General features: G+C 51.4%; 17 protein-coding genes. 4 read left to right on the top strand and 13 right to left on the bottom strand.

What is annotated here, in order from left to right; all coding sequences use genetic code 11:
* Nucleotides 1–29: 29 nt before the first annotated feature.
* Complete coding sequence (locus IEV97_RS18575) at nt 30–806, bottom strand: XRE family transcriptional regulator (RefSeq protein ID WP_188502998.1); 777 nt, start codon at nt 804–806, stop codon at nt 30–32.
* 525 nt (nt 807–1331) lie between these two features.
* Here IEV97_RS18575 and IEV97_RS18570 point away from each other — a divergent pair.
* Nucleotides 1332–2819 (top strand): S8 family serine peptidase, encoded by a 1488-nt coding sequence (locus IEV97_RS18570; RefSeq protein ID WP_188502997.1) that lies wholly within the window; start codon nt 1332–1334, stop codon nt 2817–2819.
* An 80-nt stretch (nt 2820–2899) separates the two neighbouring features.
* On the opposite strand, the gene recQ is transcribed toward IEV97_RS18570, so the two are convergent.
* Nucleotides 2900–5035 (bottom strand): DNA helicase RecQ, encoded by a 2136-nt coding sequence (gene recQ, locus IEV97_RS18565; protein WP_188502996.1) that lies wholly within the window; start codon nt 5033–5035, stop codon nt 2900–2902.
* Nucleotides 5036–5203: 168 nt separating this feature from the next.
* On the opposite strand from recQ, the gene IEV97_RS18560 reads away from it, so the two are divergent.
* Nucleotides 5204–5536 (top strand): four-helix bundle copper-binding protein, encoded by a 333-nt coding sequence (locus IEV97_RS18560; protein WP_188502995.1) that lies wholly within the window; start codon nt 5204–5206, stop codon nt 5534–5536.
* A gap of 71 nt (nt 5537–5607) precedes the next feature.
* Here IEV97_RS18560 and IEV97_RS18555 read toward each other — a convergent pair whose 3' ends face one another.
* The 11 genes from IEV97_RS18555 to IEV97_RS18505 all read right to left on the bottom strand — a co-directional run bounded on the left by IEV97_RS18555 (nt 5608) and on the right by IEV97_RS18505 (nt 19133).
* On the bottom strand, nt 5608–5940 hold the full coding sequence (locus IEV97_RS18555; RefSeq protein ID WP_188502994.1) for a phage holin family protein: 333 nt from the start codon (nt 5938–5940) through the stop codon (nt 5608–5610).
* Nucleotides 5941–6011: 71 nt separating this feature from the next.
* On the bottom strand, nt 6012–7103 hold the full coding sequence (locus tag IEV97_RS18550) for an agmatinase family protein (RefSeq protein WP_188502993.1): 1092 nt from the start codon (nt 7101–7103) through the stop codon (nt 6012–6014).
* Nucleotides 7072–8403, bottom strand: coding sequence for a polyamine aminopropyltransferase (gene speE / locus IEV97_RS18545; protein WP_188502992.1), 1332 nt, complete (start codon nt 8401–8403; stop codon nt 7072–7074). Before speE ends, IEV97_RS18550 begins: the two co-directional genes overlap by 32 nt.
* 221 nt (nt 8404–8624) lie before the next feature.
* Nucleotides 8625–9242, bottom strand: coding sequence for a chemotaxis protein CheC (locus tag IEV97_RS18540; protein WP_188502991.1), 618 nt, complete (start codon nt 9240–9242; stop codon nt 8625–8627).
* Nucleotides 9243–9284: 42 nt separating this feature from the next.
* A complete protein-coding gene (locus IEV97_RS18535; protein WP_188502990.1) occupies nt 9285–10919 on the bottom strand; it encodes a chemotaxis protein CheA in 1635 nt (544 codons plus the stop codon).
* Nucleotides 10916–12034: a chemotaxis protein CheB gene (locus tag IEV97_RS18530; RefSeq protein WP_188502989.1), complete on the bottom strand. Its 1119-nt coding sequence runs from the start codon at nt 12032–12034 to the stop codon at nt 10916–10918. The genes IEV97_RS18535 and IEV97_RS18530 overlap by 4 nt, the downstream gene beginning before the upstream one ends.
* Nucleotides 12035–12088: 54 nt before the next feature.
* Entirely contained in the window at nt 12089–12451 is a 363-nt protein-coding gene (locus IEV97_RS18525) for a response regulator (RefSeq protein WP_188502988.1), read from the bottom strand.
* Between the two features lie 35 nt (nt 12452–12486).
* On the bottom strand, nt 12487–13086 hold the full coding sequence (locus IEV97_RS18520; protein WP_188502987.1) for a chemotaxis protein CheW: 600 nt from the start codon (nt 13084–13086) through the stop codon (nt 12487–12489).
* A 14-nt stretch (nt 13087–13100) separates the two neighbouring features.
* Complete coding sequence (locus IEV97_RS18515) at nt 13101–17666, bottom strand: HAMP domain-containing protein (RefSeq protein WP_188502986.1); 4566 nt, start codon at nt 17664–17666, stop codon at nt 13101–13103.
* A gap of 133 nt (nt 17667–17799) precedes the next feature.
* Nucleotides 17800–18546: a ParA family protein gene (locus tag IEV97_RS18510; protein ID WP_188502985.1), complete on the bottom strand. Its 747-nt coding sequence runs from the start codon at nt 18544–18546 to the stop codon at nt 17800–17802.
* Between the two features lie 98 nt (nt 18547–18644).
* Complete coding sequence (locus IEV97_RS18505; protein WP_188502984.1) at nt 18645–19133, bottom strand: SixA phosphatase family protein; 489 nt, start codon at nt 19131–19133, stop codon at nt 18645–18647.
* Between the two features lie 168 nt (nt 19134–19301).
* Between IEV97_RS18505 and topA the strand changes: the two genes are divergently transcribed.
* Together topA and IEV97_RS18495 are read left to right on the top strand one after the other, a co-directional pair.
* Nucleotides 19302–21734, top strand: coding sequence for a type I DNA topoisomerase (gene topA / locus IEV97_RS18500; protein WP_188502983.1), 2433 nt, complete (start codon nt 19302–19304; stop codon nt 21732–21734).
* A gap of 147 nt (nt 21735–21881) precedes the next feature.
* A complete protein-coding gene (locus tag IEV97_RS18495) occupies nt 21882–22580 on the top strand; it encodes an SIR2 family NAD-dependent protein deacylase (RefSeq protein WP_188502982.1) in 699 nt (232 codons plus the stop codon).
* The last annotated feature ends 68 nt before the right edge of the window (nt 22581–22648 follow it).

Below are 22648 nucleotides of genomic sequence, written 5' to 3'. Positions count from 1 at the left end.
GCTGTTGATCCTATACCTTAAGATGAAAGTTATTCCGCTTTCTTCAGTTTAAGCATCTCTTTCTGAAGATCCAATACAATGGAAGACAGTTTGTCAAGGGAGATGTCGGCGATGGGGAAAGTGGAGCTGATGTAAGACTTGGCCTCCCAGATCTCCACCACATCATCCACTGAAAGTTCGTAAGGCACATAAAGCGGATTATCAGAGTGCAGGCGCAGCGTGGCGGCCTCTTTCACTTTGTTGAAGACGCGCTTAAAGACGACGCCTTCCTTGCCACTCACGATGATGCAGGGGGTTCCGTCTTTCAGGGTACCCCAGTCCTCCACATACCTGCCGACTATGACAGTACCGGAAGCCAGTGGCAGCATAGAGTCCCCACTGATCTCGAACGCGCGGTAAGTGCCCCCACTGCCCAGTGTAGGAAGCCGGAAGCGGGGCAACTCCTCTATAAACTCCGGATCGGCATACCCGTTGAGGTAACCGGCGCTCGCCTTGTATGGCACCAGCTCTATATTCTCCCGATCATCCTGATCAACCGTAATGGCCAACACGCGCAGTTTGCCACCACCCGGCTGCCCAACTTCCGGTTTGTAGTTAGGATCTGACAGATCAGCTGTGATGAGTTCGTCCAGGGAAACCTCGAAAAGGCGGGCCACATTCACCAGGGTACTTAATTTTGGCTCAGCCCTTCCTTCCTCATACGCTCCTACCAGCGAACGCTTGATCTCTAACTTTTCGGCAAGCTGTGCCTGGGTATACCCGGCGTGCTTGCGAAGATGCCTTATATTAGATGTTACCTTTTCCACTATTATTCTTTCTTCGAGTCCTGACAATCAATAGGGCACTCTTGGTGCCGGCATGTAAACTTACTAAATACATACGTATTATACTAATTTTATTAGCAAATATTTGTTGTAATTTTTAGTTATATTTATAAAAACCTATACATAGCCCTATAATGCAATTTTAATGATGCAAAATTATTCTAATTACTTATAAAACACCTCTTGATAATGCAATTAAAATTTAGTTGCACAAAAACTTGCATTCTTACTTTTTATCCAATTATCTTTCGTGAAAAGTAACTGATAACGTATATTATATGATAAAAATCTACTAAAACCTTACATTCTGCCCCTCTCCATACGAGATCTAAATCTTCAAGAATCCACATTTTAAAATGTAGACAGGGCTTTCTTGCTCTGCTAAATCTTAAGCCAGCATAAATTTTTTACAATTTCTGACCTGCCTTAAACTTTTTAAAAACTCGTGTTGTTACGAGGCATTGTGAAAAATTAATTCAATTATTTACCCAATCCAACCAAACTTATATGATGAACAATTCTACACTATTTAAGGCGTTGTCAGGTTTAGCACTGGCTTCCGTATTCACCCTATCCAGCTGTCAGAAAGAAGACTTTATGGAGGAGCAGTTTCAATCGGATTCTGTTCAGATAAACGCACAACACGGACAGGCTATACCTGGCCAGTACATCGTGGTTTTTAAAAACGGTTCCGGCAGTTTGAGCGCAACGGGTGTGAGCGCTATGACCATAGCCGGACGTGCTGCCACAGTGGCGCTCCGTGAGCGAATGATGCTTGCCTCAGGTATAGAGCGTGATGCTATAGAGCAAACTTTTGAAGGCAATGTGAACGGTTTTGCAGCCCGCCTGACCAAAAATCAGCTGGAGCAACTGCGCAGTAACCCGGAGGTGGCTTATGTAGAGCAAGACCGTATCATTATGCTTGCGAAGCCTGGCACCGAGAATACGACAACAAAGGGTAACAGTGGCAAAACGAAAGACGGTAGCACGGATACGACTACAAAGGGCAACGGCAAGAAAAAACCAACTGAACCAGCCCCAACGGAGCCTACGCCTACCGAGCCTACGCCTACTGAGCCTGCGCCTACTGAACCGGCTCCAACCGAACCTACTCCTACAGAACCAACACCGGCTGAGCCTGTGCCAACCGAACCTGCTCCTACTGAGCCAAGCCCGGAGCCGGAACCTGAGCAGCCAACCAACAGCCCCTATGCTAAAATAACGCCCCTTGAAGGCGAAACACTGCCTTGGCACATTGCGATGAACGGCTTTGGTGACGGTACCGGCAAAACGGTATGGGTAATCGACTCTGGTATCGATACAGATCATCCGGACCTGAATGTGGACTTTCAGCGCAGTGCGTCGCTTATTTATGGTGATGCCTCCATTGAGGATGGCTTTGGCCACGGCACGAGTGTGGCTGGTATCATCGCCGCTAAAAACAATGGTACCGGTATGGTGGGTGTAGCTGCCAATGCAACCGTTGTGGCCCTTCGCGTATTCGATAACACAGGCTATGGTACAGTGTCGCGCGCTATCAGCGCCGTTAACTATGTGGTAAACATGGCTAAGCCTGGTGATGTGGTAAACATGAGCCTGGGAGCAGGCATCTCCAGCACGCTGGACAATGCTGTGACGACGGCGGCTAGCAGAGGAATTCTGTTTGCCATCGCAGCTGGTAACAGCGCGACCGACTGCTCGGTAAACTCTCCTGCCCGTGTGAATGCGACCGGTGTGTACACCGTTTCTGCCATGGACCGCTATCAGAATTTCTGGTCAAGCTCCAACTACGGTGCACCAGTTGACTACGCCGCTCCGGGCGTGAGCGTAACTTCCACACGCATAGGTGGTGGTATCGGCAGCGCCGGAAGTGGCACTTCCCTTGCAGCGCCGCACGTTGCCGGTATTCTGCTGCTTCGTGGCGAAGTGTTTTCACAAGGTACCGTGAATGGCGACAAGGACAGCTGGCCAGACCCGATTGCTTCAGTGGAGTAATTCGTATACCTATCATTAAAAAAGAAGAAGGCCGCTCAGTGTAGAGCGGCCTTCTTTTTTTCCAGTCACGTGCAATTGAATCACCAGGCGTATTGCATTTTGTACATGGCGACCGACAGTCGGATCTTAAAGTACTCATAGCGTTCTTCTAAGTGCTCGAACAAATCCTTCAGTTTTGCATCCTTGCCAAGTCTTTCAATAGCTTCTGTAATCGCCTCGTACTCACGCTTCGACACAAAATCGTGTACCGGCACATCGTAGCCCTGCTCCAACAAAGTTGCGAGGTGCGAATAGATCGTCACGGGGTTCAGATTGCGGCGCCTTGCTATCTCCTCCGGACTGAGGCCCTGCTGATACGCCTCCCAAGTAACCAGGTGGGTTGCCCCTTTGATCGCACTGCCTTTCGCCTGCTCCTCGGTTAGAAAAGCAATGATCTCATTGATGAAATCATGTCCGTAGCGCTCGAACTTTTGGGCTCCTACCCCGCTGATCGCCAACATGGCAATGCGATTCGCCGGCTTCTCAGCTGCCATCTCCTGCAGTGTGCTATCGGTGAACACGACATAAGGCGGAACGTTCTGAGCATCGGCCAGGCGCTTGCGCAAAGCCCGGAGACGTTCGAACAAGGCATCCTTGATGATTTCGCGTTTTGGTTTTTCTCGTTGCAGCGTTTCGGTCTGCTGCTTGGCATCCTCAAATTTCACAAGCTCTATCTGACGGCCTTCGAAGAGAACCTGCTTGCTCTGTTCCGTCAACTTTAAGGTATAGTTCTGGTCATAGGCCAGTTCAATCAAGCCTGCGTTCAGCATCTGATGCAGGTAGCGGTGCCAGTCCAGGGTGCCAATATCACGACCAGCCCCATAGGTTTTGATGCGATCGTACCCGCCGGCCATCACCTGGCTGTTGCGTGAGCCGCGCAGCACGTCCACCAGGAGGCTCATGTTGAGTTTTTCCTGTGAGCGTGCGATGGCTGACAGAGCCTTCTGGGCAATCAGGGTACCGTCAAAACGGCTGGGAGGATTGCGGCAAATATCGCAGTTACCGCAGTCCCTGGTCATGCCCTCCCCAAAGTACTGCAGCAAGATGCGCCTTCTGCAGAAGGTGGCCTCGGCGAACTGCTGCATACGCTCCAACTTCACCAGTTGCAGTTCGTTCTGCGCCTTGTCATTATCCGACAGCATCGAGCGCAAATTCATCACGTCGGCAAAGCTGTAGAATAAGAGGGCATCCGATTTGGCTCCGTCGCGGCCGGCCCGGCCGATCTCCTGGTAGTAGCCCTCCACGTTTTTAGGCAGATTGTAGTGGATCACCCAGCGCACATTGGACTTGTCGATGCCCATACCGAAGGCGATGGTAGCGCAAACGATCTGCACATCGTCGCGCAGAAAGGCCTCCTGTGCTTTTGAACGCTGCTGCGCGTTCATGCCGGCATGGTAGAAAGTGGCATTATACCCGTTCTCGCGCAACTTGCCTGAAAGACTCTCCGTCGCTTTGCGACTCAGGCAGTATATGATGCCCGGCTGTCCGGTACGACGTGACAGGAAATCTGTGATCTTGTTGAATCTATTTTGTCCGGGCAGCACCGTGAGGTTGATGTTGGGCCGGTCAAAAGAAGCCACAAACACTTCGGGTTGTCGCAATTGCAGCTGCTCCTGTATATCCTTTTTAGTAAGCTTGTCGGCAGTGGCAGTCAGCGCCACCACAGGTATGGTAGGGAACTGTTGCTTGAGGGCGCGTAGCTGGGTGTACTCCGGCCGGAAGTCGTGGCCCCAGGAAGAGATACAGTGCGCCTCGTCCACCGCGAAAAGGGATACCTGCAATCTTTTCAGGAATGAAAAAAAACCTGCGGAAAGCAGTTTCTCAGGAGAAACATACAGCAATTTGATCTGCCCTGCCAGGCTTTTCTCTTCTATCTTGTATTGCTCATCCGCCGTCTGCGAGCTGTTCAGGAACGCAGCAGGTATACCATTGGCCAGAAGCGCCTCCACCTGGTCCTTCATCAGGGCAATCAACGGCGATACCACCACACACAGACCGGGCATGACCACGGCAGGCACCTGGTAGCAGACAGATTTACCGCCACCCGTCGGCATAAGCACCACCACATCTTTCTGCTGCAGAATGTTGGTGATGATCTCCTCCTGCATCGGCCTGAACTGCTCATAGCCAAAATACAGTTTTAATGCCTCACGCGCTTCTCTTATACCTAAACTCATGCTCTGTAGAAAGTGTAACGATGCGAAATAGATTTGCTTTTCTGAACCCAAAGTTAACCATTCTCAGTGTGAAATTGGTTCCTGTTTTAGGTATAGGTTTCAGATATACCAACAATGGCCCCACACAGCCGTACTTTATGGAAGTATGAAACTTATAAACCAGAAGCTATGAAATCTGAAAGAACCAATGACTTAGAGCACGTGCTCATCAAATGCATTACCGCCTGCGAGACCTGCGCCACCGCTTGTTTGCAGGAAGACGACGTTAAAATGATGGTACGGTGCATTATGCTCGACCGGGATTGCGCCGACATCTGTACCCTTACCGCGCGCTTCGTTGCCCGCGACTCGGCCCATGCCAAGCACGTGATGAAAGAGTGCATCGAAATTTGTCGTCTGTGCGCAGAGGAGTGTGGCAAACATGACCATGATCACTGTCAGAAATGCGCAGAAGCCTGCCGTGAGTGCGCGGACGCCTGCGAAGCCTGGATGGCCCGTTAATACCCAGGTATAGAAAGCAGAAAAGCCCCTGATTTGTATCAGGGGCTTTTCTGCTTTACGTGTAATTCTGATTAGAAAATCATGTCCAGCACCGCTTCTATAAGCGACAGTACCAAGCTGAAGATAAGGGCCCAAAGAAAACCATCCACATCGAAGCCTCCTATCAGATAGTCGGCTAGAAGGATGATGAGCGCGTTGATCACCAGCAAAAACAAACCCAGTGTCAGCACAGTGACAGGTATGGTCAGGATGACCAATATGGGACGAACAACGGCGTTGAGCAAGGCCAGTACAACGGCCAGAATCAATGCCGCTCCGAACCCGTCGATCTGCACACCTGGCAGTAAGTAAGCGGCTAATAGGGCGGCTACACCAGTTAGTAAAATCTTAATAATAATTCCCATTTCGTCTCGATATATAGTGATAGTATATTATTTCTACCACGCTATACGGCAAACTGGGAATAAAGGTAAGCCTACTGCACTTCCAGGCGCTTCTGCGATACAGCCATCCAGTTGCACAGCCTGTAAAGCAGACGCGCCCCCACATTGCCATTCCACTCACTCTCGCCCGGTGCTACCTCGCACAAATCAAAGCCGATGATCTCGCGACCTGACTTTACAAGCGCTTTGATCAGGTATACGGCCTCTTCAAACTCCAGACCACCAGGCACAGGTGTACCGGTGGCAGGACAAAGCTTCGGGTCCAGACCGTCTATGTCAAAGCTGATGTATACCTTCTGAGGAAGCTGGGCAATGATCTTCTTGCACTCTTTTTTCCAGCTGTCTCCAGCATACATGTTCTCTTTCAGCACACTGTCATAGAAAATAGTCACACGTCCGTTCGACTGATTGGCCAGTTCGGCTTCTGCCTGACAGATGTCGCGTATACCCACCTGCACCAGTTTTTTAACTTGCGGCAGTTGCAGCGCATTGAACATGATGGAAGCGTGCGAATACTTAAAGCCCTCATAGGCATCGCGTAAATCGGCGTGCGCATCCACCTGCAGGATACCGTATTCCTCGTGGCGCTCAGCCAGCGCGTGCATCAAGCCAAGCGGCGTGCTGTGGTCGCCGCCTACCACGCCAACCAGCTTGCCCTGGTCCAGGTAGTGGTGCGCCTTTGACTTCAGCCACTGCAGGAGCTCCTCTCCTTTTTCAGTCACTTCGGCTGGCAGGTTCTCAAACTCCGCTCTGTCCGTTTCCGGACTCCCATCTTCCAACCAGTTGATGTAATTCTCGGCGCGCTGGCGCAGGTTATCACTTACAACGGCCCAGTCTTCAGAGATCTCCTCCATCCCTATACCCAGTTTCCAGGCGTCTTTGATGGCGGGTTCAAACAAGTCCAGTTGTGGGGAAGCGTCTTTGATGGCTTGCGGTCCCGCCGCTGTGCCGGCACTGTAGGAAACCGTTACTTCCCAGGGCACAGGTATAAGCACCACCTCTGATTCTTCTATCGTAAAAGGCAAACCGAAAAGGCCGCCATTCACGTCGCCCACCCCGTTCGGGTCAAAGGTTGCGATCTTCTGTTGCTTGCTATTGGTTGATTGGTTCTGCTGAGTACTCATCAGTTACATGTTCAGGTTTAGTGTTTAAAAGCTCCTTCACAAAGTTAGGGAGCGCGAAGGCAGCCGCATGCACTTCTTCATTGTAATATTTGAGGCCCTCTTTTTTGGAGAACGCTGCTGCTGCTTCTGCATCAAATTGCAAAGGCCTGGCATCGCCTTTTGCTGAATACGAGAAACTCCAGGTGCCGGTCGGGTAAGTGGGTATGGCCGCCAGGTAGCAGTATACCTTATCTTGTCCGAATATCTTCTTGTAGGTGTCGTAAATTTCAACAAATACAGCCGAATTGAAGCGAGGCGACTCACTTTGCGTGATCATCACCCCGTCTTTTGCCAGGCAGCGGTATACTTCCTGGTAGAACGCTGCCGTAAACAGGCCCTCACCCGGGCCAACCGGATCAGCAGAGTCTACAATGATCAGGTCGTAGTGCTCATCGTCACACTCTTTAATATACTTGATGCCATCCTCAATCAGCAGGTTCAGACGTGGGTTCTCGAAGGCCACGGCTGTTTCCGGCAGGTGCAGTTTGCAGGCCTCGATTACGAGTTCGTCGATCTCTACCAGCGTTACTTCCTCCAGCTGCTCGTGGCGCAGCAGTTCGCGTACGGTACCGCCGTCACCGCCGCCTATTACCAGGGCGCGTTTGGCAGACCGGTTACTGAGCATCGGTACGTGTGTAATCATCTCATGGTATACGTACTCATCTTTCTGCGTGCACATCACCATGCCATCCAGCGTCAGCATGTTGCCATACGCCAGCGTCTCGTAAATCTCTACCCGCTGGTATTCGGAGTCTTTCTTATAGAGTTGGTTGCCGGTATGCTTCAGCGACAAAGCAATGTTCTCGTCACGCTCGGTGAACCAAACATCCCTTGTAATGGAACCGTCGGCTTCTATGGTTTTGGCAGATGAGTCGCGAAGTGTCTCCAGGTTGAAGTCGTTGCGTTTCAAAAGACTCAACTGGCCGCGTCGTAGCTCCATCGAAGAGCCATGGCCTGACTGGAAGGCCTCCTTCAGATAGGTATACGAAACCCATGGGTCAACAGAATCGCCACAGGTGAACAGGTCTACGGCTGCATAGCCATACTCAGGCCAGGTATGGATGGCCAGGTGGCTTTCCTGAATTACCACCACGCCAGATACACCGTAGGGCGAGAAGTGATGGAAAGTACTGTTGATGACAGTGGCGCCGGCGGTTTCGGCAGCGGCTACCATGCTGTTCTCGATGTGGATCACATCGTTCATCAGTTCAGGAGAGCAATCGTAAAATTCAACTAAAATGTGTCTTCCTAATGCGTTCATTAATTGACTCTGTGGTTTCTTGAATATAAAAATGCAAAAAAACGAAAACTGACGCTATAATCAAACAACACCTTTGAGTTAGACCGGTACGAGGCGCCCCCTTCATGAGCACAGGATGGCCTAAAAAGCGGACGAGCTATACCTGCTGTGGTAAACCAGGCAGGTATAGCTCGTCAGAATTTTTATCTCAAAAAGGTATAAGCAGGTATACGACAGGCTGTTTATACCTTAAACGTTCTGATGATTTCTAGCATCTTAATAAGGGTGCTCGTATCGAAGAACAGCAGCAGGGGAAGTTCTATGTCTTTTGAATTGTGCTGAAACTTGGTGATAACCGTGAACACGAGTGGTTGGAAAAGGGGGTGCTGTACCAGGATATCCTTTAGGGAGTTTGCAATGTGGCTTTTAGGCGCTTTTGGAGGCGAGCCGTAGATGTTGCTCTTCAGAATGTTAGCCAACTGGGTAACAAGGGCGCCTGTTATAATATTGCTGATTTCGAGTAGAAGCGACTCCTGCATCACGTTTAATTCACCCTTCTGCACATTCAGCATGCTGAGGCATACGTTGGAAAGCAGTGTGATGTGCTCATCTGAAAAGAGCATGAGCGTGGCGCCATTAAAATCTCCCTTAATATCGGACTGGATGATAAAGTGCGAGTTTTCATATTTGCCGATGAGCGAAATAAGGTCTTTTACTTCTATCAGCTGCACGTCGGGCACCTTGAGCATGACCTTATCTTTGGCTATGGTGGCAAAAGAATCGGCGGCGCGTGCCAGTCCTATATTCAGGATTTCTTTAATGATGTCCTTTTCCAACTCGGTTACATGCGTATCCATCATGTTCGTCGTGTTATAAGTTTCGTAATCCATCGCCTCAGTTCCTCATCTTTTGTTCACAAAGTACTTAGTAATAGCGGGCACGTCCAGCACGAGACAGACCTTGCCTGTGCCCAGCAGCGTTACACCGCCATATAAATCAATGCTATCCAGCGGTTTGCTGAGTGGCTTTACCACAATGTCCTGCTGCCGGTAGAGCTTGTCCACGATCAGGCCGAGCTTGCGGTTGTTGTACGTCACAATGATAATGTTCTGTACCTGTCCCTTTAACCGGGTTTTATCTCCCAGGCGCATCTGGCTTTCCTCCATGTTCAGGAGCTCGTCCAGGTATACGACCGTTACGGTTTCTCCCTTAATGTCGGCGACGAGCACTTCTCCTACTTCGTGGAGTTCATCTTTATCCAGCGCCACCACGGAATCGGTGTGGATCAGTGGGATGGCATAAAAAATATTGTCAATTTCAAATAAAAGGGCTCCCTTAACGGCAATGGAAGTTGGTAACTGCAGTATAAAAGAGGTCCCTTTTCCTTTCTCAGACTCTATACGTATGCGACCACCAATTGAATCGATCGCATTCTTCACAACATCCAACCCAACGCCCCGTCCGGAGAACTCTGTCACTTCCTTGGCCAGTGAGAAACCAGGCTCAAACAGGAAAGAATACACTTCTGAGTCCGGAAGGCCGTCCGCAACGTCTGCTGGCACGAGATGCCGATCGACAGCGGCTCTTTTCACTTTCCCGACGTCTATACCTCTTCCGTCGTCAGTCAGGGTGATGATCACACTTTCGCGGTCGCTGCGGGCGGAGAGCTGCAGCGAACCGACTTTCGGTTTACCCACCTTCGACCGCTGTACCGGTTTCTCGATGCCGTGCGTGATCGCGTTGCGCACCAGGTGCAGCAGCGAGTCTGTCATAATTTGCAGAATATTGCGGTCAATCTGAATATCCTGACCACTTAGATCCAGATTGACTTCCTTTTTCTCGGCAGTCGAAATATCACGTACGACTCTCGGAAATTTGTTGAACAGCGTGCCGATACTTACCAGACGCGCATCCATCACACTGTACTGCAGGTCCTCTGTAATGCGGTACAAATGTGAACTCACCACCTTCAGCTCATCATTGTCCAGCTCGCGGCTGAGCGAGAGAATGCGGTCCCGGTCAATGATCAGCTCCCCCACCAGATTCATGAGGTGGTCCAGCTTTTTGACCTGAATGTAAATCAGATCGGACAGCGTCAGGTTGCGGGAGGTGCTGAACTTCTGCACCTTGGCCAGCTCAACCGTGCTGTCCGAAAGACTGTCGACCACGATATCCAGGTTTCGGATTAGGACCGGGTCAATTTCCACCTGCCGTTCGCTGTCAATGTTCTTGATCAGCTCACCGAGCAGGTCGATCCCGTCGAACAGAACGCCCACTACTTCATCACTGAAACTCAGCTCTTTGTTGCGGATCAGGCCAAATGCTGTTTCGAGCTTATGCGATACGTCTGAGATCTGAAGGTAACCGATCGCCTTTGCATTCGCCTTCAGGTTATGGAGCATACGGAATATCTCCGCCAGCACCCGATCGTCCTGCGGTTTTTTTTCCAGTTCGCTGATGAGCCTGTTAAGGGCGTCGTAGTATTCCAGCGCTTCTGCTATAAATATCTCTTTATACTCCTGCTCTCTCGATTTCATGAATTCACGTCAGTTGTACTGACTTGCTGCTGTCCTGCTGCCACATACCGGTTCAGGTATTGGCCTATTTCTGACAAAGGCAGCACTTTGTCGGTTTTACCGCTCTCTATGGCTGATTTGGCCATCCCAAAAATGGCCGACGACGCCTCGTCCTGTGCTATGACATGCCCCCCTTCCCGCTGTGATATGGCCATTACGCCTGCTGTGCCGTCTTTGCCCATACCTGTCAGAATCACACCTATCACGCGTCGTACGCCACTCTGCGCCACCGCTATCATCAGCTGATCGACCGACGGCAGATCATGCCCTTCTTCTTCACTAAAGCCAATCTTGAGGTTTGAGGCATTTCCCATCACAGTTTGTACAATCATATTTCTACCCCCGGGGGCTATAATCACTTTACCGGGTTTAGGGATCAAACCTGTACGACCCTCCATCACTGTCAGGTCCGTCATTCCCTTGAGCCTGCGCGAGTACGTGTGCGTGAACTTCGGCGGCAGGTGTATGGCAACCAAAACAGAAGCGTTCAGCGTCGGGTCCAATTGCCTGATAATCTGCTCCACTGCCTGCGTTCCGCCCGTTGACGCGCCCATCACAATGATGGTGTCTGCCGTCGCGTTCCGGGACACGTTCTGCGCCGGTTTGGGCAAGAGCTGTGCTTCTTCTCTCAGCATGCTCAGGCGCTTTTTAGGATCCCAGTATTCCGAGTCCCGCACCGCGGCCACTTTCCTGCAGATCTCCTCTGCCTTGGTCCTGTAGGCTGGTCTTGCCGCAGGGCCAGGCTTCAGGATCACCCCGTAAACACCCAGGCCGATTGCCTCTTGTAGGAGTTCCAGACTAAGTTGGTCCTTCTCCACCAGCATGATGATCGGGGTTGGGCACTCGCTGAAAATCTGCTTGAAGACCAGTAAGTGCTCGTTTTTCCGAAGATCCACAGCAGCAAGTATGACGTCTGCTTTTCTGCGGCGCAAAGTTTCCAGCACCTGTGCTCCGTTAGAAGCAAGCCCTATCACTTCCAGATCAGGTGAACAACTGAGAATGCTTTCAAGAACCAGGCGAGCATGACTAGATCCGTCAGCAACCAGAACTTTCAGCCTGCTATTCTGTCCTTTCAAAGTACGACTCCTTTCCTTCTGCCAACAATGAGTACTCCTACAGTCAGAATATAGCTATTCTTCCAGCGCTTTCTTCACAACCTCCAGTACCCGCTCCTCTGAAAAAGGCTTAACGATATAAGAAAGAGCACCGTACTCGAGTGCCTCGTTTACAATCACTTCCTGCCCTACGGCGCTCACAATCACGATTTTCATGTCAGGCTGCTCGGCTTTGATGCCCTTCAGCACATCAAGTCCCGTATTGTCAGGCAGGATCACATCGAGGGTAATCAGGTCCGGATTAGTTTCCTTTGCCAGTTCCAGCGCCGTCTGCCCGTTTGGAGCCTCCCCAACGATCTCATAACCTGCATCTGTGAGCATGTTTTTGAGCATGGTGCGCATGTAGAAGGAGTCATCTACAATCAGAATTCTTTTCATACTTTAAAGTATAGCTTCAATTTGAATGAATTTCTTTAATTATTTTTCAGCTCCCTTATCTCATCCTGGGTCAGGATTTTGTACATGTCCAGTACGATGATCAGGCGGTTGTTCACCTTGGCAATGCCCTCAATGTAGTTTTCGTGGATATTGATATCCTGCAAAAACGAAGGAGTCTTGTCAATCTTGGTCATCGAGAGGTTCAGGGACTGTGGCACTTCGCGCACAATCACACCTATACTGTATTCCCTCGCTTCGATCACCAGGGTATAGGTTATGTGTGGATTCACGTCACTGGCCAGTGGAACGGAGCGTATGCCAAAACGCTCCTCCAGATTCATAATGGCGATAATGTCACCCCGGATATTGGCCACCCCTTTGATAAAATCAGGCGTTCGCGGCATACGGGTCACATTTGGTGTGACCGTCACCTCTTTTACCTGGTCTATCTTAATACCATACTCTTCAGAGCCAAGCTTAAAGACGATCAGGTGAATCATCTCTTCCTTCACAGCTTCAGGCTTGGGCAAACTCTCTTTAGCGGGAGCCGCGGCAGCCACAGCTGTATTACCCTGTCCGGGTGCAACAGCTTCTGCTGCTGACTGTTCCTCTTTCTTGCTTGTCTTTTCTTTCATCAGTCCGGAACGGTTTATTTGTTGTCCTCGCTGTTTTTATTTCTGGAACTAACAGAGCTCAGACGGGAGTTGCCTGCCAACTGCTTTTGCTTCGGCTTGGTAGGCATAGAAGCCAGACGACGATTATTCGGGCTGTGGTTGAACACCAGGTTACCGTCCACCAGTTTGAAGGCGGAGATACTGATCTGCAGGTCCGCGGCGATGTCATTCAGGTTCTGCGAAGACGAAGTAAGTTCCTGCATCGAAGCGGATAGCTGCTTGGCTGTGCTTGCCACCTGCTGTGTACCGGAGGCCGTTTGCTCGGCAATCGCTACTACTTCTTCCACATACTTCACTACGTCTCCGATCGAAGATTTCTGTACTTCAGTCGCTGTCAGGATGTCCTGTGCCGAACGAAGCGTTTCACCAGAGGAAGCGGCAATGTTCTTGAAGGCGCCGGATGCTTCGAATGTCGCATTCTTTCCTTTCAATACACGTCCTTCCATGGTCGAGATCGCCATTGCGGCAGAGGCGGTATCTTTTTTCACGTCTTCTACCAGCGTATTGATCTCGTTCGCAGATTTGCGTGATCCCTCGGCCAGTTTACGAATCTCTTCGGCTACTACTGCGAATCCGCGTCCTGCCTCACCGGCACGGGCTGCCTCAATGGCTGCGTTCAGGGCAAGCAGGTTTGTCTGCGCGGCAATATCGGTAATCACTCCAAGTGATTTGGAGATCTCCTGCGAACGGGCGCTTAGTACTTCAATTGTTTTAGAGGTAAGCGAAGCTGAACTGGAGATTTCTTCCATGTTCTTCACCACTTCCGCCACTGTTTTCAGACCCAGCTGAGAAGTTTCCTCACCCAGTGTGGCTGATTTGTTCACCACCTCTGCACGAGCTGCCGTGTCCTTCGTGGTTTTCATGATTTCCTCAATCAACTTAAAGGCCTGGTCCGTCTTGAGGGCCTGATTCTGGGCACCTTCCGCCATTTGCTGCATGGCAAGTGCCACATCGAGTGTTACGCGGTTCATTTCAAGACCTTTGTCAGCCATTTCTTCTGAAGAGCTTCCTACTACCAGCGATGAGTCATTGATCTCACCCAACAGGGCATTCAGGTTATCAACCGCCAGGTTCAGGGCATTGGCCATGTCCAGGATGTCACCAGCGGTATGGGCCTCTACTTTCTGGGTCAGATCACCCTCAGAAATGGCACGCACTACGCGGGATACTTCCAGTACCGGCGTCACAATGGACTCCAGCAAGTCGTTTAGCGTATCCACCAGTTCTTTCCAGCTGCCGCCTACACCGGCCAGCGTTGCGCGTTCGGTCAGTTTCCCTTCCACACCCGCTACTCTCGCCACACGGCTAACCTCACCCGCCAAGCGGTTCAAGTCAACCACCATCGTGTTGATCGTGTCAGCCAGCTCAGCCACCTCTCCTCTTGCTTCGAGGGTCAGTTTCTGGGTTAGGTCACCTTTTGATACGGCCGTTACCACGCGTACTATACCTCGTACCTGCGTGGTCAGGTTAGAGGCCATGGTATTTACATTGTCAGTCAGGTCTTTCCAGGTGCCGCCTACGTTTGGCACGTTGGCCTGGCCACCCAGTTTACCTTCGGTACCCACTTCCAGGGCCACACGGGTTACCTCACCGGCGAATACGTTGAGCGAGTCCACCATGCGGTTCATGTTTTCCTTCAGCTCATTCAGCTCACCCTTCACATCCACAGACACTTTCTGCGTCAGGTCGCCTTTCGCTACCGCGGTGGCAACTTTGGCAATGTCGCGTACCTGCAGCGTCAGGTTGGAGGCCATGGTGTTCACGTTGTCGGTCAGCTCCTTCCAGGTGCCACGTACTTTCGGTACGTTGGCCTGGCCACCCAGGCGTCCTTCTGTACCTACCTCGCGGGCCACTCTTGTCACTTCGTCAGCGAAGATGTTGAGCGAGTCCACCATCTGGTTCAGGTTCTCCTTCAGATCCAAAATCTCACCGCGGGCTTCCACCGTGATCTTCTGACTCAGGTCACCTTTCGCTACCGCAGTCGCTACCTTGGCAATATCACGCACCTGAGATGTCAGGTTAGAAGCCATGTAGTTTACGTTGTCCGTCAGGTCCTTCCAGGTTCCCGCTACGTTCGGCACATTGGCCTGTCCGCCCAGTTTACCTTCGGTACCCACTTCACGGGCTACACGCGTTACCTCATCACCAAATACGTTAAGAGAATCCACCATTTGGTTCAGGTTCTCTTTCAGGTCAAGAAGTTCGCCACGCGCTTCCACCGTGATCTTCTGGCTCAGGTCACCCTTCGCCACGGCAGTTGCTACTTTGGCTATACCTCGCACCTGTGTAGTCAGGTTAGAGGCCATGGTATTTACATTATCCGTTAGGTCTTTCCAAACTCCGCCCACATTCGGTACAGTGGCTTGGCCGCCGAGCTTACCTTCGGTACCCACTTCAAGGGCCACACGGGTTACTTCACCGGCAAAGATGTTCAGGGAGTCCACCATGCGGTTGATATTTTCCTTCAACTCGCCCAATTCACCTTTCACATCCACAGACACTTTCTGCGCCAGATCGCCCTTCGCCACCGCAGTCGCTACGTTGGCTATGTCGCGTACCTGCAGGGTCAGGTTGGAGGCCATGGTGTTCACGTTGTCGGTGAGGTCCTTCCATACCCCACCAACATTTGGCACGGAAGCCTGGCCACCCAGGCGTCCTTCCGTACCCACTTCGCGGGCCACTCTCGTCACTTCGTCAGCGAAGATGTTGAGCGAGTCCACCATCTGGTTCAGGTTTTCCTTCAGATCGGCCAATTCGCCTTTCACATTTACCGTGATCTTCTGGCTCAGGTCACCTTTCGCTACGGCGGTTGCCACATTGGCAATGTCACGCACTTGCAGCGTCAGGTTGGAGGCCATGTAGTTCACGTTGTCGGTGAGCTCTTTCCAGATACCCGCCACGTTCGGCACGTCGGCTTGTCCGCCCAGTATACCTTCTGTACCTACCTCACGTGCCACACGCGTTACTTCCGCGCCAAACACATTCAGTCGGTCCACCATTTCATTCAGGATATCCTTCAAATCACCCAACTCCCCTTTCACGTCTACAGACACTTTCTGAGTCAGGTCACCTTTCGCCACCGCAGTCGCTACTTCAGCAATGTCGCGTACCTGAAGGGTCAGGTTGCCGGCCATCAGGTTCACGTTGTCAGTGAGTTCTTTCCAGGTGCCTTCTACATTTGGTACAGCTGCCTGTCCGCCCAGTTTACCCTCGGTACCCACTTCACGGGCAACCCTTGTTACCTCACCGGCAAATATGTTGAGCGAGTCCACCATCTGGTTGATGATGTCTTTCAACTCAGCCATCTCACCACGCACATTCACCGTGATCTTCTGTGTCAGGTCGCCTTTCGCTACCGCCGTGGATACGTTGGCAATGTCGCGCATCTGAGAGGTCAGGTTGCTTGCCATGGTGTTCACGTTGTCAGTGAGATCTTTCCATACACCGCCTACATTCGGCACTTTGGCCTGGCCACCGAGGCGTCCTTCCGTTCCTACCTCACGTGCCACACGCGTCACTTCGTCAGCGAAGATGTTGAGGGAGTCCACCATCTGGTTCATGTTGTCCTTCAGCTGGGCAAACTCACCGCGCACATCCACTGATATTTTCTGGGCCAGGTTACCTTTCGCCACCGCAGTCGCCACATTCGAGATGTCACGCATTTGCGAGGTCAGGTTGCTGGCCATCGTATTTACATTATCGGTAAGGTCTTTCCATACACCGGCCACGTTTGGCACCGATGCCTGGCCACCCAGTTTACCCTCGGTACCCACCTCTAGCGCCACACGTGTTACTTCACCTGCAAACAGGTTCAGGTTGTCGATCGTGCGGTTGATGGTTTCGGCCATGACCTTGAAGTCACCCGATACAGGGATCTGGAATGTTTCGTCCAGGTTACCACGCGAGATGTTCTTCAGTACTTTACCCACTTCAAGTACTGGAACCGCGATGGAGTCCACCAGGCCGTTGATGTTGTTGATCATGTCCTTCCAGAAACCGGAAGCATTCTCGGCCGAGGCACGGGCTTTCAGGTTACCCTCCACACCGGCCACTTTCGAGATACGCGACACCTCACCACCTACACCACCGATCATTTCCACCATCGAGTTGTAGGCTTCGGCAATCTCGGCGAAAATGTCGTCGTTCTGTTTGGTTAGTCGCACCGAGATATCTCCTTTCTTGAAGGCATCGAGGGCATAAAGCACTTTGTTTAGCTGTTCGCTTATGTATTCCGGGCTAGAGGGTAGCACCTGTTTGCGGCTCTGCTTTCCGTTAGGAGCGCTCTTAACTGCAATCGTGCTGGTGCCCGTTTCTTTTCTGGCAGCGGCATCCGGGGCATCAACTCTGCCTGCCGGAGCAGTGGAATTTGCGCTTTCCTGTTTTGCTGGAGGCGTCTCCTGTCTCTCGTCCACAGTCGTAGTGGCAGCTGGCATCTGCTGTTTCGCTTTTGCGCGCGAAGGAGTCGCTTTCTCTGGTTGGCTGGTTTCTACGTCACTGATGAGCTTGTCTTTGCTCAGCTTCAAATTTTTACCTAAGGCCATATGTTTAGGGTTGTATGGGGTTTGTTAACTGCTCGGCCCTTCGTCAGCATCAGTTTTAGCTGACCGGCTGAACAGTACAAAGGGAATGTTACTGCAATTTACTCAAAAAATTGCGATTTTCTGCAATCTCCTGTTATGCTTGACTGAATTCGGCGGCGAGTGCGGCGTAATCTTTCGCCCCGTTAGAGGAGCTGTCGTAATCCAGCACGCTTTTTCCAAAGGAGGGTGCTTCGGCCAGCTTCACATTCAGCCTGATCTGGCTGTCGAAAATCTTCTCTTTCACGTTCTCCTGCAGGTAGGCAAGCACTTCCTGACTCAGCTTGCGACGCACATCAAACATGACCACTACGATTCCCTTAATTTTAAGTTTCGGGTTAAAGGCTTTTTTTACTTTCGCGATCGTTTGCATAATCTGGTCCAGGCCCTGCAGGGTCAGCACCTCCATCTGTAAAGGTATAAGCACCTCCTGCGCTGCCGTCAGCGCATTAAGGGTCAGGACGGAGAGCGAAGGTGGACAGTCAATCAGCACATAATCAAAGCCTTTGACCTGCTGCAGCATGGTTTTCAGGAACTGTTCCCGGTCCGGCTGCGATACAAGCGATATCTCCACATCCACCAGTTCGTTGGAGCCCGGAGCTACCCAAAGGCCGTCTTTTTCGATCAGGATATCTTTTATGTTCTGGGTCCCTAAAAAGGCTTCGGCCAGCGTCTGGTCAGGCGAGGAAACAGCCAGGCTGTACGATAAGTTACTTTGCGGGTCGAGATCAACCAGCAGGACTTTGTGCCCCTGTTTGCTTAAGGCGCTGCCCAGGTTGATGGTGGTGGTCGTTTTGCCTGTGCCGCCTTTTTGGTTAATAACGGCTACTATTTTGGTTTTCATCCAGCTTTATGATGATCAGGTATAGGTGCAAAAAGATAAGAGTGTTTAAAGCTATTAAAAAAAATTGACAAATAATGTCACCAGGGGCAGTTCCGGGATTATGGTTGTGTGAACTCCGCCTCCAGCTTCCCACTAGTTACATGCAACTCCTTCCAGGTGGCAAGTTCCAGCTTAATGGCATAAGCCCCTGACGGCTCCAGGTAACCAACGTGCTCGCCTGTCAGGGTGCGCGACAGACTCGTTATACCCGGGTTGTGCCCCACCACCAGTACCCGTGTGACATTGTCAGGGAGTTTAGCCAGTATGTTGACGAGCACACTTTCACGTGCATTGTAAAAGTCAGGCACGTACTCGATCCGCTCTTCGTCAAAATAAAGTTTCTGAGCTACCAGCCTGGCCGTTAAACCGGCTCTGGGGGCCGGGCTGCTCAAAATAGAGTCAACTTTCTGGAACGTATCACGGAGCCATTTGCCGGTGAGACGTGCCTGGTGTTGCCCATTTTTAGTAAGTTCCCGTTCAAAGTCAGGCTGGAGCGGGAAAGGATCATTTGGCTCAGCGTGCCGGCAAATGACTAACAATCGTTGCATATAAATATAAAAGTGGTCCGTATAGATAGTTTAAGCTACTAAAAACAGCCTTTTCGTGAAGACAATGTTGGCATGTTAAACCTATGTTATCAATTTCAGGTTGTATATGTTTGAAAAAAAATTTGAACTTTGGGCAAAATTCAAACGAATTGCCCCTAATTATAAAGGATGATAAAAAATTTAGTCATAGTCGAGTCACCGGCCAAGGCCAAAACGATTGAAGGATACCTGGGAAAAGATTTTGTGGTGAAATCGAGTTTCGGCCATGTGCGGGACCTGCCTAAAGACAACAACGCCATCGATATCAAAAATAAGTTTAAACCGACTTATGTGATATCGAGCGACAAAAAGGAAATAGTATCACAGTTAAAGAAACTGGCTAAGGAAGCCGAAACCGTGTGGCTCGCATCGGACGATGACCGCGAAGGAGAAGCCATTTCCTGGCACCTGACCGAGGCCCTCGACCTGAATGTAGCCAAAACACGCCGCATTGTTTTCCGGGAGATCACCAAAAATGCCATCCTGAACGCCATCAGCTCTCCGCGTGGGATCGACATGGATTTGGTGAACGCACAGCAAGCCCGCCGGGTGCTCGATCGCCTGGTAGGTTTTGAGCTCTCGCCGGTACTCTGGAAGAAGATCAAAACCGGTCTGTCCGCCGGACGTGTGCAATCCGTAGCGGTGCGTCTGGTGGTGGAGCGCGAGCGAGAGATTGAGAAATTCAACGCTGAGCCGACTTTCCGGATCACAGCCCAGTTCGATGTGCAGGGCAAGACCCTGGAAGCCGAACTGCCGACAAAATTCAAGACGGAAGAAGAGGCGCAGGCTTTTCTGCAGCGCTGCATCGGGGCAAGCTATACCATCGGCAACCTCGAGACCAAGCCGCTCAAGCGTAGCCCCGCTCCTCCTTTTACCACCTCCACCCTGCAGCAGGAGGCCAGCCGCAAGCTGTACTTCTCTGTAGCGCAGACCATGACGGTAGCACAGCGCCTGTACGAGGCCGGTAAGATCTCATACATGCGTACAGACTCCCTCAACCTTTCCGACGAAGCGATACAGGGTGCTTCCAACGCCATCCGCAATTCCTTTGGGGAGAAGTTCGTGAAGACGCGCCGCTTCAAAACCAAATCATCGGGAGCACAGGAAGCGCACGAGGCCATTCGCCCAACCGATTTCTCGCAACTGACTGCCAGCACCGACCGCAACGAACAGCGCCTGTACGAGCTGATCTGGAAGCGGGCGATCGCCTCCCAGATGGCGGACGCCGAAATAGAGAAAACAACCGCGACCATTGATATTTCCACGCAACCGGACAAACTGGTGGCTACTGGCGAGGTGATTAAGTTCGAAGGTTTCCTGAAGGTATACATCGAGTCGAAGGACGATGAAGAAGGCGGTGACGAGGATGTGAAAGGCATGTTGCCGCCCTTGAGCATTGGCCAGACGCTTGGCTTGCGCCAGATGCAGGCGACACAGCGCTACTCCCGCCCTGCCCCAAGGTATACGGAGGCCAGCCTGGTGAAAAAGCTGGAGGAAATGGGGATCGGCAGACCGTCGACCTACGCCCCTACCATCTCAACGATCCAGAAGCGTGGGTACGTGGAGAAAGACAGCCGCGAAGGGAAAGAGCGCAAATTCAACGTGCTGACCCTGAAAAGCGACCAGATCACCTCCCAGACCAAAACAGAGATAACGGGTGCCGAGAAAAATAAACTCTTCCCTACCGATACCGCCATGGTGGTGAATGACTTCCTGGTTGAGCATTTTCCTAACGTAATCGACTACTCTTTCACGGCCCGCGTAGAGGCCGAGTTTGACGAGATCGCTCAAGGGCTACAGGAATGGGAGCAAATGATGGAGAACTTTTATGGAAAATTCCATGAGCGCATCGAAAACAGCGAAAACATCAACCGTGCCGATGTTTCCGGGGCACGGGTGATCGGTATAGACCCTGTATCTGGCCAGCAGATCATCGCAAAGCTGGGTCGTTTTGGCCCTTATGTGCAGCTGGGTGAAGAAAATACAGAAACTGGCGAAAAGCCAGTCTACGCCAGTTTGCGCAAAGGCCAGTTCCTCGAGAGCCTGACACTGGAGGATGCACTGGACCTGTTTAAACTGCCTCGCATAGTGGGTGTGTATGAAGAGAAGGAGATGAAGGCCGCCATCGGTCGCTTCGGTCCTTACATTAGCCATGCCAGCAAGTTTTATTCCCTGCCAAAGACAATGGACCCGATGACGGTGACGGCTGAGGAGGCAATTTCCCTGATCGAAGCCAAACGCAAGGCAGATGCAGAAAAACTGATCAAAGCGTTCCCGGAGAATCCGGAGGTGCAGGTGCTCAACGGCAGGTATGGTCCCTACATTGTGGTGGGCAAAAAGAACGTGAAGATCCCGAAAGGCAAAGAGCCCGCTGAGCTGACCCTGCAGGAATGCCTGGATCTGGCCGAGCAGACACCGGAAAAGAAAGGTCGCGGCGGATTCAAGAAAAAGACGGAAACTGCCACAGCCGAAAAAAAACTGGCTACTAAAAAAGCTCCGGCGAAAAAGCCAGCAGCTAAGAAGCCGGCAGCCAAAAAAGCTTCCGCACCAAAGAAGAAGTAATTTATAGGAAGCCGCTCCAAACCGAGCGGCTTCTTTTTGTTACACCCACAAGTATAGGTATAGGTATCAGCTTCGTTCGTGGCAGCAAGCGGATTAAACCTGATCATATCATAGCCAGTAAAAATGAACAAACCACTTTAAATCCAAATGGCCAAGAAAAAACTCGTGGTGCTCTCGGGAGCAGGTATAAGCGCAGAAAGCGGCATTGCCACCTTCCGCGACGCGAACGGTCTTTGGGAAGGCCACGATGTGATGGAAGTGGCCTCTCCACAGGGATGGCGCAAAAACCCGGAACTCGTGCTGGACTTTTATAACCAGCGCCGCAAGAATGCGCATAGCGTGCAGCCCAATGCCGGTCACAAGATTCTGGCTGAGTTGGAGCAGGACTTTGATGTGAAGATCATCACGCAAAACGTGGACGACCTCCACGAGCGCGCTGGCTCCACCAAAGTCATTCACCTGCACGGAAAACTGTTTGAAAGCCGCAGTACCCTTGATCCGAAATTGATCTACCCGATAGAAGGCTGGCAGTTGAACCTGGGCGACAAATGCGCGCGTGGGTCACAGCTGCGGCCTAACATTGTGTGGTTCGGAGAGCCCGTGCCCCTGATGGAACAGGCGATGGAGGAAACTATGCGTGCCGATATCTTTCTGGTGGTAGGAACCTCACTGGTCGTATACCCCGCCGCCGGACTGGTAGACCTGGTGCCTGACGAAGCCCCTGTTCTGGTGGTGGACCCCAACCTCCCCTATGTGCGCCCACGCCCCAACTTGCACCTCTTCGAAGAAAAGGCCAGTACCGGTATGGAAAAGGTTAAATCACTGCTATTCGAGAAATACCTGTAAGGTCCCGCCCTATACCTATACCTATACCTATACCTATACCTATACCTATACCTATACCTATACCTATA

Source organism: Pontibacter amylolyticus, assembly GCF_014638845.1.
GTDB classification, from domain to species: Bacteria; Bacteroidota; Bacteroidia; order Cytophagales; family Hymenobacteraceae; genus Pontibacter; species Pontibacter amylolyticus.
This window is presented reverse-complemented; position numbering and strand designations above follow the sequence as displayed.